Here is a 14,373-nt window from a genome sequence, read left to right on the forward strand (position 1 = left end):
TTCCGGACATGTCGATCGAGATGAAGACCGGAGTACGCGCGTCGGCCGGAGTGGGGGTGATGTTCGCGAGCAACGGCGCGATCTTCGCGGGGCTGCTGCCCTGGTATCCGCTGCTCGCCGAGCGCCTCGGCCTCGGCGTCGTGGAGTTCGGCTTCATCGTCGCCTCCTTCGCGGTCGGCGCGATCGTCTCGTCGGCCCTGCCCGCGCCCCTGATCGCGAGGTTCGGGCCGGTGCGCGTCGCGGTCGTCGGCACCGTGCTGCTCGCGGTCGCGATCGCGGGAGCCGCATGGGCGAGCGTCGGCTGGGTGTTCGCGCTGGCCGTGTTCTTCGCCGGCTTCTTCGACGCGGTCGTGGATGTCGCGCAGAACGTCGCCGGCATCCGCGTGCAGGATGCGGTGGGTCGCTCGATCCTCTCGTCGATGCACGCGCTGTGGAGCCTCGGAGGCGTGGTCAGCGGAGCCCTCTCGACCGCGGCCGCCGTCGCGGGCATCGACATGCGGCTCTACCTGGCCCTCGTCGGCGTCGCGTGCGTGGCGCTCGTCGGCACCGGCGGCCTCATGATCGGCCGGCTCGCATCGGCGCCCGAACCGGTGGCGTCCGAAGACGCCGAGGCGTCGGGTCGTGGCCAGCGGTGGCGCGTGGTGTTCCTCGCGGCGCTGCCGCTCGTGGTGATCGCGATCTGCGGAACGATGGTCGAGGACATCGCCAACAACTGGGCCGCGATGGCGGGCGTGCAGGTCGGCGGCCTCTCGCCGCAGGTCGCCGGCATCGCGTTCACGGTCGTGCTCGGCAGCCAGTGCATCGGCCGCTTCACCGGCGACCTGTTCATCCAGCGTTTCGGCCGCGTCGCGGTCGCACGCGTCGGCGGAGCCCTGATCGCCGCCGGCGGACTGCTGGTGGTCACCACGAGTGCGTTCCCGGCCACGCTGTTCGTGGGCCTCGCGCTCGCCGGATACGGCTCGGCCACGCTCGTGCCGAGCGCACTGACGGCGGCCGCCAAGCTCCCGGGCGTCAGCGAGGGTGCCGGCGTCACCATCGTGAGTTGGCTCATGCGCATCGGGTTCCTCGTCACGAGCCCGCTCATCGGCACCATCACCGGCGCGGCCGGCCTGCGGTGGGGCCTCACGGTGCTGGTCGTCGTCGGCGTCGCCGCGTTCCTGCTCGCGGGAGCGCTCGCCGAGCGCCGGACGCGGGCGCCGCTCCAGCCCGTGCAGGTCTGAGAGCGCTCTCCACAAAACCGACATGTATGTCTGTTTTGTGTGTAGAGTGCCGTGCAGCGGCACCGCAGGTCGCTCGCCTGCCGCTCGAGCGGCGGCACCCGACATCCGTCACACACACATCATGAGAGGGCTCGATGGAGAGCATCACGAAGAACCGGCAGACCCCCGAGGTGCTGCGACGCCTGATCGAACGGGCCTACGGCCCCGAACGAGTGCCCGTCGACGACGGATTCGCGTTCGAGATCACCGAGGGCTGGTTCAACGTCGCCTACCGCATCACGCTCCGCGACGGTGAGCAGGTCGTGCTCAAGATCGCACCGCCCGCGGAGATCGCGGTGCTCACGCGCGAGATCGGCATGATGCGCGCCGAGATCGAGGCCATGCGCCTGGTCGCCGAGCGCACGAGCGTGCCCGTGCCCCGCATCGACCACGTCGACCTCACGCACGAGGTGGTCGACGCCGACCTCTTCTTCATGGAGTTCGTCGACGCCGACAACTTCGGCTTCACCGCCGGCGCAGGCCTGCTCGATGACGAGGTCGTCGCCTCGGGCAACCGGCAGTTGGGCGAGCTCAACCGCGAGATCAACACGATCGTCGGTCCGCACTTCGGTCCGCTGCTCGGCGAAGGGTCGCCGACCTGGCGCGAGGCGTTCACGAAGATGATCGAGGACACGCTCGCCGACGGCGAACGGGTCGGCATCGACCTCGGCTGGAGCTCCGCCGACATCCGCGACGTGCTCGTCGCGAACGCCGATGCACTCGACGAGGTGACCGAACCGCGGCTCGTCGAGCTGGACCTGTGGGCCAAGAACTCGATGATCCGCGACGGACGCATCGTCGCGGTGCTCGACCACGAACGTGCCGTGTACGGCGACCCGCTCATCGAGGCCGGGCTCACGGGCATCGACATGCCCTCGTTCGGCGATCCGACCGACTTCATGGTCGGATTCGGCATCACGACGTTGACCGAACCCGAACGCGCGCGCCGCCGCCTGTACTCGCTCTACCTGGCCATGATCATGGTCGTCGAGACGAAGTACCGGGGTCACACCGACACCGAGGTGTACGACTGGGGCCGCCGCGAACTCGACGGCGTCATGGCCGCGCTCGGCCGCGTGCGCGTGTCCGGCTGATCCGGACCGGGAGCTCCATTGACCGACGTCACCGCCCCGGACCGCTCCGAAGACCTGGCCACGCGCCCGGTCGGCCGGCTGCTGCTGTGGGCGGGCACGCAGACCACGCTCTCGGTGGGCGTCTACGGCGTCTACGCGTTGACCAACGCGTGGTTCGTCGCCCGCGGAGTCGGCGAGACGGCCCTGGCTGCCGTGAACCTCGTCGCCCCGCTGCTGCTGCTGCTCGGCGCGGTCGCCACGACCGTCGGCGTGGGCGGTGCGTCGCTCGTCTCACGCGGCCTCGGTGCGCGGGACACGGATGCCGCGGCGCGCGCGGCCGGCAACGCGTTCGTCGTGTACTGGGTCACCGCGGTCGTCGTCACGGCCACCGGCCTCGTGTTCCTCGAACCGCTGCTGCGCCTGATGGGGGCGACCGACGAGACCCTGCCTGATGCGCAGGCCTACGGCGCCGTCATCATCGGCGGCGCGATCTTCGCGACCGGCTTCTCGGCGCTCGTGCGGGCAGAGGGTCGGATGCTGTTCTCGACGCTGCTCTGGGTCGTGCCCGTCGTCGTGCAGATCGTGCTCGACCCGATCCTGATCTTCGGGTTCGACCTCGGCGTCGTCGGAGCAGGGCTCGGCACGGTCACCGGGCAGGCCGTGTCGGCGGCGATGGCGGTCTGGTTCTTCTTCGTTCAGCGACGTCGGCCCTACCGGATCGGGCTCCGGCACCTGCGCCCGCGGTGGACGACCGTCGGCGCGCTGCTCTCGATCGGGGCGCCGTCGTTCCTGCTCGGCATCGGGGCGACGGTGCTGGCCGTGCTCGTCAACGCGCTGCTCGCCGCCGCCGGCACGGTCGTGCTCGCCGCCTACGCGGTCTGCACCCGCGTGCAGACCTTCGTCACCATGCCGCAGATGGGCATCACGCAGGCGGTCCAGCCGATCGTCGGGTTCAACGCGGGCCGAGGACTCGATGCGCGTGCGGACCGGGCCCGCACGTTGGCGCTGCGCGCGACGATCGGCGTCGGAGCCGCGGCATCCGCGATCGTCGCCATCGCGGCCGAGCCGCTCGCCTCGCTCTTCCTCTCCGATCCCGAGAGCGTCTCGATGGCAGCCGCCGCGCTGCGCGTCATCGCGATCGGGTTCGTCTTCTCGGGCGTCGCACCGCTCATCTCGGCGACCTTCCAGGCCCTGGGGCGACCTGCGCCGTCGTACGCGATCTCGATCGGCACGCTCGTCGCAGTCAAGGCGCCGCTCGTGCTGCTGCTGGCGCCGTTCGGACCCATCGGCGTCCTCGTCGCCCTGCCCGTCGGCGATGCGGTCTCCGCAGCCTTGGCGTGGGTGGTCTTCCGGCGCAACCGGGTGCGGTCGTCAGCGCTCTCGTCGGGGGCGGCGTCCTCGTCGGTATCCTCGAGACGACCATGACCCGAGTCTCCGACGCACCGAGCCCTGCCGCCTCGCGCGCCTCCCCGAAGGGCGAACGCCGCCGAGCCGAGATCATCGCCGCCGCGTTCGCCGCATTCGCCGCGGGCGGCTACCGGGGCGCGAGCATGGTTCAGATCGCCGCGGCCTGCGGAGTCTCGCGGGCGGGACTGCTGCACCACTTCCCGGCGAAGGAGCTGCTGCTCGCGGCGGTGCTCGAGGAACGCGACCGGGTGAACGGCGAACTCTTCTTCGTCGACGTCGACCCCCGGCGCGACGGCGTCGAGCACTTCGAGCACCTGATTCGGCTCGTCGCCCACAATGCCGGCCAGCGCGAGCTCGTGCAGCTCTTCGCGACGCTGTCGGCCGAGGCCGCCGACCCGGCGCATCCCGCGCACGCCTACTTCGTCGATCGGTACCGCCTGCTCGAGGCGGACTTCGACCTCGCGCTCCGCGAGATCGCCGAGCGGGGGCTGCTGAGGCCGGGTGTCGTGCTCGACGGCGCGGCGCGCGACCTCATCGCCCTCATCGACGGGCTGCAGGTGCAGTGGCTCCTCGACCCCGCGGGCATCGACATCGTCGCCCGCCTGCGCCGTCGACTGCGCGAGGTGGTCGATGCCGAGTTCGCTCCCTGAGCCCCTCCGTCGTGCGGCGTCGGACGGCTGCGCCCAGCGGCCCGCTAGCGTTGGGCCATGCCCCGCACCTCGCGCCCGACTCCCGCGGAACTCGCGCCCGGCTGGCCTGACGCACCGTCGGCGGATGTCGCCGGCGAGGCCGCGAGGCGGTTCGCGATCCGGCTTCGCGCGGCGATCGGCGATCGCAGCATCCGAGCCGCGGCGCGGGATGCCGGCCTGAGCCACGCTGCGCTGCTCGGCTACCTGAACGGCTCGACCTGGCCCGACCTTTACGCCATCTCGCGCCTGCAGGCCGCACTCGGGCAGCGGCTCACCGAGTAGCGCCGACCGGCTCACAGCCCGCCGACCGGCTGGCGAACCCGTCGACCGGCGTGAGACTCACACCCGCTCGAAGACGGCCGCCAGCGCCTGCCCCCCGCCGATGCACATGGTCTCGAGCGCGAGGGTGCCGTCGAGCGCCGGGAGCTCGTGGGCGAGCGTGGCGAGCATGCGGAGCCCGGTGGCGGCGATCGGGTGGCCGATCGAGATGCCCGAGCCGCGCGGGTTGAGGCGGGGATCCTCGGCGTCGAGGCCCCAGTCGGCGAGGCAGGCGAGCACCTGCACGGCGAACGCCTCGTTGAGCTCGAGCACGTCGAGGTCGGCGAAGCCGAGGCCGGCCCGCTCGAGGGCGCGGTTCGCGGCGGGCACCGGGGCGACGCCGAAGTGCTCGGGGTCGGTGCCGGCGACCGCCCACGACCGCAGGCGCAGCATGGGCACGAGTCCGAGTTCGGCGGCCCGCTCGGGCGTGGTCACGATCGCCGCCGCCGCGGCGTCGTTCTGCCCCGACGCGTTGCCCGCGGTCACGGTCGCCGCGGCATCCGATCGTCCGAGGATCGGGCGCAGGGCGGCGAGCGAGTCGAGCGAGGTGTCGGCACGCGGGTGCTCGTCGCGGTCGACGACCGTGTCGCCGCGACGCCCCGGCACGGTGACGGGTACGAGTTCGGCGTCGAAGGCGCCTGCGGACTGGGCCGCCACGGCCCGACGGTGCGAGCGCAGGGCGAACGCGTCCTGGGCCTCGCGCGTGATGCCGTACTCGCGGCGCAGCGTCTCGGCCGCGCCGACGTTGCCCTCGGGCGTCGGAAAGCGCCGGCCGCCGACGGTCTCGCGACCACGCGAGAGGGCGTCGTGCAGCATGAGCCCTGCGCCCACGATGCCGCGGCGGCCCTCGACCGTGTAGAGCGGGGCGTTCGACATCGACTCGGCGCCGAGGGCGATCACGAGATCGGAGGCACCGGTCTGCACCTCCATCGCTGCGTTGATGACGGCCTGCAGGCCCGAGCCGCAGCGGCGGTCGAGCTGGTAGCCGGTCGCAGAGACGGGCAGGCCCGCGTCGAGGGCGGCGACCCGCCCGAAGGCGGGGGCCTCCATCGTCGGGTACCCCTGCGCGCCGATGACCCCGTCGACGGCGTTCGGGTCGAGGCCCGTGCGGGCGACGAGCGCCTCGAGCACCGTCGTCGCCAGCGCGACGGCCGAGACACCGGCGAGCGAACCGCCGAGGCGTCCCACGGGGGTGCGCAGCGGCGAGCAGATCACGACGTCGCGGAGCGCGGTCATCGTGCGACTCCCGAGATGACGGATGCCGCGGCATCCGCTCCCGTGCTCGGATCGTCCTTCTCCGTGGCATCCGTCGCACCCATGGCCGGGAGGTCGACGAACGTGAGCCCCGTGAGCTCGGAGAGCGACTGCGGGGTGTTCTCGCCGAAGGCCTCGCGGATCGCGAACCCGCCGCCGACCACGTCGAAGACCGCGTGGTCGGTGTAGACGCGCGTGACGCAGCCGACGCCAGTGAGGGGATAGGTGCACGAGGCGACGAGCTTGGACTCGCCCGTCTTCGTGAGCAGGTCGGTCATCACGTAGACCGACTTCGCGCCGATCGCGAGGTCCATCGCGCCGCCGATCGCGGGGATCGCGTCGGGTGCTCCGGTCGACCAGTTCGCCAGGTCGCCCCGTTCCGAGACCTGGAACGCGCCGAGCACGCAGACGTCGAGGTGGCCGCCGCGCATCATCGCGAACGAGTCGGCGTGGTGGAAGTACGAGGCGCCCGGCAGCTCGGTGACGGCCTGCTTGCCCGCGTTGATGAGATCGGGGTCGACGGCGGATGCCTCGGGCGCCGGCCCCATGCCGAGCATGCCGTTCTCGGTGTGCAGGACGATCTCGAGGCCCGCAGGCAACGCGTCGGCGACGAGGGTCGGAGCGCCGATGCCGAGGTTCACGACCGAGCCCTCGGGGATGTCGGCGGCGATGACCGCCGCGAGCTGCCGGCGGGAGATGCGGGTGCTCATCGGACGTGCTCCTGGGTGGTGGGCGCAGCGGCCTGGTCGGGTGCGGCCGCCGCTCGGAGTGGGCGACCCTCGAGGTCGACGCCCCCCGCGAAGCCGCCTTCGACGTCGAGCCAGGCGCGGGGTCCGACCGCGACGACGCGGTCGACGAAGAGGCCGGGCGTGACCACCGTCTCGGGATCGAGGTCGCCGAGGCCGACGACCTCGTCGACCTGCGCGATGGTCGTCGTGGCCGCGGTCGCCATGATCGGCCCGAAGTTCCGGGCGGTGCGCCGGTAGACGAGGTTGCCCCAGCGGTCGGCCCGCAGCGCCGAGACGAGGGCGTAATCGGCCCGGATCGGGTACTCGAGCACGTAGTCGCGTCCCTCGATCGTGCGCGCCTCGCGGCCCGCGGCGAGCTCGGTGCCGACTCCGGTCGGCGAGAAGAACGCCCCGATGCCGGCACCCGCGGCCCGGATGCGCTCGGCGAGGTTGCCCTGCGGCACGAGTTCGAGCTCGATCGCTCCCTCGCGGAACAGGCGGTCGAAGACCCACGAGTCGTGCTGGCGCGGGAACGAGCAGACGACGCGGCGCACGCGCCCGGCCGCGAGCAGGGCCGCGAGACCGGTCTCGCCGTTGCCCGCGTTGTTGTTCACGATCGTGAGGTCGCCGGCTCCGTGCGCGATGAGCGCGTCGATGAGCTCGACCGGCTGACCCGCGCGGCCGAAGCCGCCGATCATGACGGTCGCGCCGTCGGGGATGTCGCCCACGGCCGATGCCGCGTCCGCGACGGTCTTGTCGATCATGGCGTGGGCTCCTCTTCCGTTCGCGCGCTCGCGTCTTGCGCGATGGAGTCGTCGTCGAAGACCTCGCGCGCGACGCGGAACGCCGTGTTGGCCGCCGGAACGCCCGCGTAGATCGCGGACTGCAGGATCACCTCGGTGATCTCGTCGACCGAGAGCCCGTTGCGCACCGCGGCCTTCAGGTGCATCGCGAGCTCCTCGTCGTGGCCGAGCGCGATGAGCGAGGAGAGCACCGCGATCGATCGCGAGCGGCGGTCCAGGCCGGGCCGCGACCAGATGTCGCCCCAGGCGGTGCGCGTGATGAAGTCCTGGAAGCCGGCGGTGAGCGGCGTCGTCGTGGCGATCGCACGATCGACGTGCGCGTCGCCGAGCACCTGACGGCGTACGTGCATGCCCTGCTCGTGGCGGCGGGCGTCATCGAGGGTGCGGGAATCGTCAGGCCGAGGCATCCGTCGCCCCCATCTCGTCGGCCCGCACGCCGGCCTCGGCGAAGAACCGCAGCAGCAGGTCGGCGACCGCTTCGGGCTGCTCGGCGGGAGGCAGGTGCGCGGCGCCGTCGATTCGCGAGGCGCGGCCCCGGCGCACCCCGGCGGCGATCTCGTGGGCCCTGGCCTCGGGCGCGACCCGGTCGTGCTCGCCCCAGGCGGCGAGCACCGGCGCCTCGATCGCGTCGAGGCGATCACGCACGTCGTAGGCGGCGAGGGCCTCGCACGCGAGCGCGTAGCTCTCGTCGTCGGCCTGTTGCAGCACGTGCAGCAACCGGCCGGTCGCCTCGGGCCGGCGCGCGATCGAGTCGGGTGCGAACCAACGCTGCGCCGACGCGATGATGAGGCTCGACGTGCTCTGCTCCCGCACCTGCGCGCTTCGTTCGTGCCACGAGTCGGGCGTGCCGAGCTGGGCCCCCGAGGCCACGATCGCCGCTTCGGTGACGAGTTCCGGATGCCGCAGCATCAGTTCGAGCCCGGTCGCGCCGCCGATCGAGACGCCCGCGTAGCGGACGCGCCGCTCGCCGAGGTCGGCGACCGCGTTCGCAACGGCATCGGCGAGTTCGCCCATGGTGAAGGCGTCGGATGCCGCGGGCGAGGCGCCGTGACCCGGGAGGTCCCAGGCGACGACGCGATGGGTCCAGGCCAGTGCGGGCACGACGTCGTCCCAGAGGATCGTCGACGTGCCGAGCGAGGGCCCGAGCACGAGGAGCGGCGCGCCGGCGGGGCCGGTCGCCGGGGTCAGGTGGATGCGTGGGACGGTCATGCGGGCTCCGAGCGGTTCGGGTCGAGGGGCTCGAGGGGGTCGTGGGGGTCTGGCACCGGCGTCGCTGGGTCGTCGACCGAGCGGGCCGCGTCGACCAGGTGGGCGGCCAGCCCGGTGTAGGCACTCGGATCCGCGAGTGCGGGGTCGAGCCCACGTGCGTCGAGCAGGGCCGCGAGGCCTCCGCTCCCGGAGGCGAGCGCATCGAGCAGTTCGGTCGCCGCGTCGGCGCCGAGCGCGAGCGCGAGTCGTTCGGCGAGGATCGCCCCGCGCGTGAGCGCGAGGTTGCGGGCCACCGCCTCGGCGTCGACGGACAGGCCCGCTGCGAGCAGCCGGCCGTTCGCGGCTGCGCCGAGGGCCAGTCGCAGCAGGTCGCGCAGGGTCGGCCACTCGGCGTGCCAGGCTCCGTCGGGCCGTTCGTCGACCGCGAGGGCCGCGGCCCCGTGCAGGGTCGCGCCGAGCTGGGGTGCCCGGATCGCCGCCGAGCGGATCAGCACCGATCGGGCCGGGTTGCGTTTCTGCGGCATCGCGGAGGATCCGCCGCCGATGCCCTCCGAGAGCTCGCCGATCTCGGTGCGGCCGAGCGTCGTGACGTCGGCGGCGAGGGCGCCGAGCGCATCGATCGCCTGCACGAGCGCATCGCCGAGCTCGGTGACCGGCCAGCGGCTCGTGTGCCACGGCGCCTCGGGGGCCGCGAGGCCGAGCTCGGCGGCGAACGCGCGGGGCAGGTCTGCGGCGGCCTCCGCTCCGGCGAGCTCGACGAACGAGGCGAGCGTGCCGGCGGCGCCGCCGAGCTGGGCGGGCAGCTCGGCACGCACGACCGTGAGCCGCTCGGTCGCCCGCCGCAGGGCGCGCAGGCGGTTCGCGAACCGCAGGCCGATCGTCGTGGGCACCGCGTGCTGCGTGAGGGTGCGGGCGACGGCGACCTCGTCGCGATGCCCGGATGCGAGCCGCGCGAGCGACGCACCGGCCGCGTCGAGGTCGGCGAGCACGGCGTCGACGGCCCGCGACGAGACGAGCACGAGCGCGGAGTCGAGCACGTCCTGCGAGGTCGCGCCCCGGTGCACCCACCGTCGAGCGGGCTGGGGCACGATGTCGCGGAGGGCGGCCGCGAGCGGGATCGCGGGGTTGCCGCCCGCGACCGCGTCGCGCGCGATCGCGATGGGGTCGAGTGCGTGGGCCTCGACGGCCTCGACGACGACGCCGACCTCGGCGGCGGGGGCGACCCCGAGGCATCCGTACGCCCTGACGAGTGCGAGCTCGACCTCGACGAGCGCATCGAGGACCGCCGCATCGGAGACCGCCGCGTCGTGCCCGACGCTCACGGGCGAAAGCAGGCCCGACTCGAACGACACCGAAGTCGGGTCGCGGGGCGAGTCAGTAGACAAGGAACACCGTCTCCTTCTCGCCCTGCAGGCGGATGTCGTGGTGCAGCCAGCCTTCTGGGGTCCGCGTCGCGACGAGGCTCGACCCCTCGTCGTCGTCGAGCGACGCGAGCAGCGGGTCGTTCGCGAGCGCCGCTGCGTCGTCGGGCAGGTAGATGCGCGTGTGGAGCTTGTCTGGCAGGCCGCGCGCGTAGACGATGGCCGCGAAGAACGGGGCGGCGCCGTCGACCGGTCCGGGATTCCTGGTCCAGAACTCCCAGTGCCCCTCGTCGTCGGTGAAGGCCCGGCCGAAGCCGGTGAAGGTGCGGTCGTCGCGGCGGAACGCGCCGCGAGCCCGAGGGATCGAGCCGTCGGCATCCGCCCCCCAGATCTCGACGAACGCGTCGGGAACGGGGGCGCCCGCGCCGTCGAGCACCGTGCCCTCGAGCACGATCGCACCGGGCGAGTGCGGCGCGGCGACCCGGTTCATGCCGGGGTACTCGACGCCGTAGGCGAAGAACGGGCCGACGGTCTGGCCCGGGGTCGGGCGGCGCGTGCGGGGGCCGAGCGAGGCAGGGAGGCGAGCCGCCATCTCAGTGGCCTTCCTCTTGCTCGAACCACGTGGCATCCGGACCGTCGACGACGATGTCGAACCGGTACCCGGTCGCCCACTCGGGCGAGGTCAGGTCGTGGTCGTACACCCCGACGAGCGCGTCGCGGTCGCGCTGCCGGGGGATCGAGTTGGAGATCGGATCGAGCGGGAAGAGCGGGTCGCCCGGGAAGTACATCTGCGTCACGAGCCGCTGCGTGAAGGCGCTGCCGAATACCGAGAAGTGGATGTGGGCGGGCCGCCACGCGTTCACGTGGTTGCGCCAGGGGTACGGGCCCGGCTTGATCGTCGTGAAGCGGTACTCGCCGAGCTCGTTCGTGACCGCGCGCCCGGCTCCCGTGAAGTTCGGGTCGAGCGGTGCCGGATGCCGGTCGCGCTGGTGGATGTACCTGCCGGCCGAGTTCGCCTGCCAGAGTTCGACGAGCTGGTGGCGCACGGGGCGGCCCCACGCGTCGAGCAGGCGGCCCGCGACGACCATCCGCTCGCCCAATGGCTCGCCGGCGTGCTGGATCGTGAGGTCGGACTCGATCGCGGCGACGTCGCGCTGCCCGAACGCGGGTGAGACGAGCTCGATCGACTCGGGGTCGACGAGCTTCGGGTTCTTCGTCGGATGCCGCAGGATGCTGGAGCGGTACGGCGCGAAGTCGTGCATGGTCGCCGGCAGCGCCTCGCCCGCCGCCTCCCGTCGGGCGTACTCGGCGTGGGCGTGCGCGATCTCGCGGGTGATCTCGGACTGCGACGCCTGATCGGGTGCGGCGAGCAACGCCTCTGGCGCGGGGGCGACGGTGTCGATCATGGGGTCGTCGGTCTCCTTCGACGCGAGATGGGCGGAACGTGGCCAGCCTGCACGGGACCGGTCGGCGCGGGCGCGCGAATCCCGTTCAATGGGAGTCGGAGCACACGATGCGTGCGACCATGGCGGCATGGCGAACTCCGGATCCGGCGACTCGATGACCGATCGCGTGGTGCGCGTGCTCGAGACCTTCACGCCGAGCCGCAGCGTGCAGACGGCCGCGCAGATCGGCCGGCGGGCCGGCCTGCCGCCGTCGACGGCGCACCGGCTCGTCGGCGAGCTGGTGGAGTCCGGTCTGCTCGAGCGCGATGATGACCGCCGCATTCGCATGGGCGTCAGGCTCTGGGAGCTCGCGACCCGCTCGTCGCACACGCTCCGGCTGCGCGAGGCGGCGCTTCCGTCGATGGGCCGCGTGCAGGCCCGCATCGGCGAGCACACGCAGCTCGCCGTGCTCGAACAGGACGAGGCCCTGCTGCTCGAACGCCTCTCCGACCCGGATGCCGGGTCGAACGTCATCAGGGTGGCCGGGCGACTGCCGCTGCACGCCTCGTCGTCGGGGCTCGTGCTCCTCGCGTTCGGCGACCGCGACGTGCGCGAGCGGATCCTCGCCGGGCCGCTCGCGCGGACCTCCGCCGAGACGATCACCGATCCGGCCGCCCTTCGGCGCAAGCTCGCCGAGGTGCGCTCGCTCGGACACGCCGTGGCGCCCGGTTCGATCGAGGCGGTCTCGACGGGCGTGGCGGTTCCCGTGCGGGACGAGACCGGTGAGGTGGTCGCCGCGCTCTCGGTCGTGCTGCCCAGGCGGGCGGCGGTCGACCCGGCGCTCGTCGAGCTGCGTGTCGCGGCGCGCGACATCTCGAGAGCGCTCGGCCACCGGCGCTGAGACCGCCTCCGCCGAGGTCGTCGCTCCGACGCCGCGACGGGCCCTCGCGCCTCGGCGCCGCGAGCCATACGCTGGACCAGAGTCGTGCGGGGGCGCGACGGATCGGGGGCACCGTGGAGTTCCGCGCCGCGACCGCCTCGTCACGTCGTCGCCGGGTCTCCCGCGGCGGGTTCCACGTCGGGCTGGCGACCGCGCTGGTCGTCGGTGCGCTCGGGATGCTCGGCGGCGCGGCGGCATCCGTCATCGGGATCTCGGATGCCCCGGCCGCCCGTGCGCTGACGGTGTCCGCCGTATCGCAGCCCGCCGAGCCCCGGCCGTTCGAGCCGCGGCCGTTCGAGCCGCTGCCGGTGGACCCGGTCGAGAGCGACGCGCCGACCCCGACGCCGACGCCGGAGCCGACCCCCACTCCGACGACCGAACCCGAGACCCCGACGCCGACGCCCGAGCCGACCGACGAACCGACTGGCGAGCCCGTCGTGCCCACCGAGACGGTCGAGCCGACCGAGAGCGCTCCGCCGACCCAGCCGCCGACCGAGACGCCCGTGCCCACCGTCGTGCCCGGCATTCCGCCGGCGGTCGCGGACCCGACGACCTCGGTGCTCTCGTGGATCATCGCGGCCGTGGTCCTGGTGGTCGCGGCCGGCATCCTGCTGTTCGTCCGCAGGACGCCGAGCGCCACTCCGGGCGACGCGGGCGAGGAGTCGCCCGTGGGCGGCGAGCCCGGCGACTCGTCCGACGACGAGACCCGGTGGGCACCGCCGGCCACGGCGACGCTCGCGGCGATGGAGGACATCGGCTCCGCGATGACCGACGCCGGGTACTCGGTCGCGACCGTGCACGAGACCCTGCTCGACGTCGCCCGCGCGAACAAGCTGATCGGCGCCGAGATCGTGGTGTTCCCGACGGCGCTGCTCGTGTCGGCGCGAGGAGTCGACACGACCAGCACGGGAGCCATCGCGAGCGGCGAACGCCTGCTGCTGCTCGACCAGATCGACGAGCTGCAGCACATCGTCGACGATGCACGGTCGGGCGAGGCCGATCCCGCCGAGCTGCGCGAACGGGTCGCGCGGATGCGCGACCGGCCGCGGCCGTACTCGCCGTTGCAGCGGGGAGCGGCGTACCTGCTGCTGAGCGCGGGGCTCGCGGTGCTGCTCGGGGCTTCGTGGTCGGGGGTCGTCGCGGCCGCCGTGCTCGGGGCCGGCGTCGGTGCTGCGCTGCTCGCCGGTGAGCGGCTGCCCGCGCGATACCAGTCGCTGCTCACCGTGGCGCTCGCGTTCACGGTCGCCCTCGCAGTGCTGATCGGCATGCATCTCGGACTCGACTCCGGCGCGTTGCCGGCGGTCATCGCCCCTCTCGTGATCCTGCTGCCGGGGGGCCTGCTCACCGTCGGTGCGATCGAGCTCGCGACCGGGCAGATGATGTCGGGTGCGGGGCGCCTCGCCGCCGGAGCGATGCAGCTCGTGCTCCTCGCCGTGGGCGTCGTCGCGGCGGGCGCGCTCGTCGGCATCCCGTCGGTCGCGGTCAGCGGCTCGGCGACGACGCTCGGCGTGCTGGCGCCCTGGATCGCGGTCGCGCTCTTCGGCGTCGGCATCGTCGTCTACAAGTGCGGCCCGTGGTCGTCGCTCGGATGGATCCTCGTCGTGCTCTACGTCGCGTACGGGGCACAGGTGCTCGGGTCGGTCTTCTTCGGCGGCGTGCTCTCATCGCTCATCGGCGCCCTCGTCGTCACTCCCGTCACCGTCATCGTCGCGCGACAGCGTTCCGGCCCGGCACCGCTCGTGAGCTTCATGCCCGCGTTCTGGCTGCTCGTGCCCGGCGCACTCGGACTCGTCGGCGTCGCGACGGCGCTCGGGGGCGACACGACCGGGTCGAGCGCGCTCATCACCACGCTCGCGACCATGGTGGCGATCTCGCTCGGCGTGCTCGCGGGCACGGCGGTGTCGAGCCGCTTCGGGCGGCCCGTGCTCTGACCGGAGACGGATGCCG

General features: G+C 73.1%; 15 protein-coding genes. 7 read left to right on the plus strand and 8 right to left on the minus strand.

The genetic code is table 11. From position 1 onward, the window contains the following. The first annotated feature begins 8 nt into the window (after positions 1–8). The 5 genes from BM342_RS01130 to BM342_RS01150 all read left to right on the plus strand — a co-directional run bounded on the left by BM342_RS01130 (position 9) and on the right by BM342_RS01150 (position 4,710). Entirely contained in the window at positions 9–1,220 is a 1,212-nt protein-coding gene (locus tag BM342_RS01130; RefSeq protein ID WP_218154875.1) for an MFS transporter, read from the plus strand. 134 nt (positions 1,221–1,354) lie between these two features. Then, positions 1,355–2,353 carry a phosphotransferase family protein gene (locus BM342_RS01135; protein ID WP_092963702.1) on the plus strand — a complete coding sequence of 333 codons (999 nt, stop codon included), beginning with the start codon at positions 1,355–1,357 and terminating at the stop codon, positions 2,351–2,353. Between the two features lie 18 nt (positions 2,354–2,371). Next, positions 2,372–3,757 (plus strand): MATE family efflux transporter, encoded by a 1,386-nt coding sequence (locus tag BM342_RS01140; protein ID WP_092963703.1) that lies wholly within the window; start codon positions 2,372–2,374, stop codon positions 3,755–3,757. Continuing rightward, complete coding sequence (locus BM342_RS01145) at positions 3,754–4,389, plus strand: TetR/AcrR family transcriptional regulator (protein WP_092963704.1); 636 nt, start codon at positions 3,754–3,756, stop codon at positions 4,387–4,389. Before BM342_RS01140 ends, BM342_RS01145 begins: the two co-directional genes overlap by 4 nt. Before the next feature lie 57 nt (positions 4,390–4,446). After that, complete coding sequence (locus tag BM342_RS01150) at positions 4,447–4,710, plus strand: hypothetical protein (RefSeq protein WP_092963705.1); 264 nt, start codon at positions 4,447–4,449, stop codon at positions 4,708–4,710. A gap of 57 nt (positions 4,711–4,767) precedes the next feature. Here the strand turns inward: BM342_RS01150 and BM342_RS01155 are convergent, their stop codons facing one another. Genes BM342_RS01155 through pcaH form a run of 8 tightly spaced genes read right to left on the minus strand, consistent with a single transcriptional unit; the run spans position 4,768 to position 11,507 of the window. After that, complete coding sequence (locus tag BM342_RS01155) at positions 4,768–5,982, minus strand: acetyl-CoA C-acetyltransferase (RefSeq protein ID WP_092963706.1); 1,215 nt, start codon at positions 5,980–5,982, stop codon at positions 4,768–4,770. Then, positions 5,979–6,710 (minus strand): 3-oxoacid CoA-transferase subunit B, encoded by a 732-nt coding sequence (locus BM342_RS01160; protein ID WP_092963707.1) that lies wholly within the window; start codon positions 6,708–6,710, stop codon positions 5,979–5,981. The genes BM342_RS01155 and BM342_RS01160 overlap by 4 nt, the downstream gene beginning before the upstream one ends. Then, positions 6,707–7,492, minus strand: coding sequence for a 3-oxoacid CoA-transferase subunit A (locus BM342_RS01165; protein WP_092963708.1), 786 nt, complete (start codon positions 7,490–7,492; stop codon positions 6,707–6,709). The genes BM342_RS01160 and BM342_RS01165 overlap by 4 nt, the downstream gene beginning before the upstream one ends. Then, on the minus strand, positions 7,489–7,938 hold the full coding sequence (pcaC, locus tag BM342_RS01170) for a 4-carboxymuconolactone decarboxylase (protein WP_092963709.1): 450 nt from the start codon (positions 7,936–7,938) through the stop codon (positions 7,489–7,491). The genes BM342_RS01165 and pcaC overlap by 4 nt, the downstream gene beginning before the upstream one ends. Next, positions 7,925–8,740, minus strand: coding sequence for an alpha/beta fold hydrolase (locus BM342_RS01175; protein WP_092963710.1), 816 nt, complete (start codon positions 8,738–8,740; stop codon positions 7,925–7,927). The genes pcaC and BM342_RS01175 overlap by 14 nt, the downstream gene beginning before the upstream one ends. After that, positions 8,737–10,125: a lyase family protein gene (locus tag BM342_RS01180; protein ID WP_255368445.1), complete on the minus strand. Its 1,389-nt coding sequence runs from the start codon at positions 10,123–10,125 to the stop codon at positions 8,737–8,739. The genes BM342_RS01175 and BM342_RS01180 overlap by 4 nt, the downstream gene beginning before the upstream one ends. Beyond that, positions 10,115–10,693 (minus strand): protocatechuate 3,4-dioxygenase subunit alpha, encoded by a 579-nt coding sequence (gene pcaG / locus BM342_RS01185; protein ID WP_092963711.1) that lies wholly within the window; start codon positions 10,691–10,693, stop codon positions 10,115–10,117. Before pcaG ends, BM342_RS01180 begins: the two co-directional genes overlap by 11 nt. 1 nt (position 10,694) lies before the next feature. Then, positions 10,695–11,507, minus strand: coding sequence for a protocatechuate 3,4-dioxygenase subunit beta (gene pcaH / locus BM342_RS01190; RefSeq protein ID WP_092963712.1), 813 nt, complete (start codon positions 11,505–11,507; stop codon positions 10,695–10,697). 127 nt (positions 11,508–11,634) lie between these two features. Between pcaH and BM342_RS01195 the strand changes: the two genes are divergently transcribed. Continuing rightward, positions 11,635–12,387: an IclR family transcriptional regulator gene (locus BM342_RS01195; protein ID WP_092963713.1), complete on the plus strand. Its 753-nt coding sequence runs from the start codon at positions 11,635–11,637 to the stop codon at positions 12,385–12,387. Positions 12,388–12,500: 113 nt separating this feature from the next. Further along, positions 12,501–14,357 carry a threonine/serine exporter family protein gene (locus BM342_RS01200; RefSeq protein WP_092963714.1) on the plus strand — a complete coding sequence of 619 codons (1,857 nt, stop codon included), beginning with the start codon at positions 12,501–12,503 and terminating at the stop codon, positions 14,355–14,357. The last annotated feature ends 16 nt before the right edge of the window (positions 14,358–14,373 follow it).

It is taken from the genome of Agromyces sp. CF514 (assembly GCF_900113185.1).
Lineage (GTDB): Bacteria > Actinomycetota > Actinomycetes > Actinomycetales > Microbacteriaceae > Agromyces.

Coding starts and splice junctions, on each gene's coding strand:
- BM342_RS01130 (WP_218154875.1), top strand. CDS start 9: ATGTCGATCGAGATGAAGACCGGAGTACGCGCGTCGGCCGGAGTGGGG.
- BM342_RS01135 (WP_092963702.1), top strand. CDS start 1,355: ATGGAGAGCATCACGAAGAACCGGCAGACCCCCGAGGTGCTGCGACGC.
- BM342_RS01145 (WP_092963704.1), top strand. CDS start 3,754: ATGACCCGAGTCTCCGACGCACCGAGCCCTGCCGCCTCGCGCGCCTCC.
- BM342_RS01150 (WP_092963705.1), top strand. CDS start 4,447: ATGCCCCGCACCTCGCGCCCGACTCCCGCGGAACTCGCGCCCGGCTGG.
- BM342_RS01155 (WP_092963706.1), bottom strand. CDS start 5,982: ATGACCGCGCTCCGCGACGTCGTGATCTGCTCGCCGCTGCGCACCCCC.
- BM342_RS01160 (WP_092963707.1), bottom strand. CDS start 6,710: ATGAGCACCCGCATCTCCCGCCGGCAGCTCGCGGCGGTCATCGCCGCC.
- BM342_RS01165 (WP_092963708.1), bottom strand. CDS start 7,492: ATGATCGACAAGACCGTCGCGGACGCGGCATCGGCCGTGGGCGACATC.
- pcaC (WP_092963709.1), bottom strand. CDS start 7,938: ATGCCTCGGCCTGACGATTCCCGCACCCTCGATGACGCCCGCCGCCAC.
- BM342_RS01175 (WP_092963710.1), bottom strand. CDS start 8,740: ATGACCGTCCCACGCATCCACCTGACCCCGGCGACCGGCCCCGCCGGC.
- pcaG (WP_092963711.1), bottom strand. CDS start 10,693: ATGGCGGCTCGCCTCCCTGCCTCGCTCGGCCCCCGCACGCGCCGCCCG.
- pcaH (WP_092963712.1), bottom strand. CDS start 11,507: ATGATCGACACCGTCGCCCCCGCGCCAGAGGCGTTGCTCGCCGCACCC.
- BM342_RS01195 (WP_092963713.1), top strand. CDS start 11,635: ATGGCGAACTCCGGATCCGGCGACTCGATGACCGATCGCGTGGTGCGC.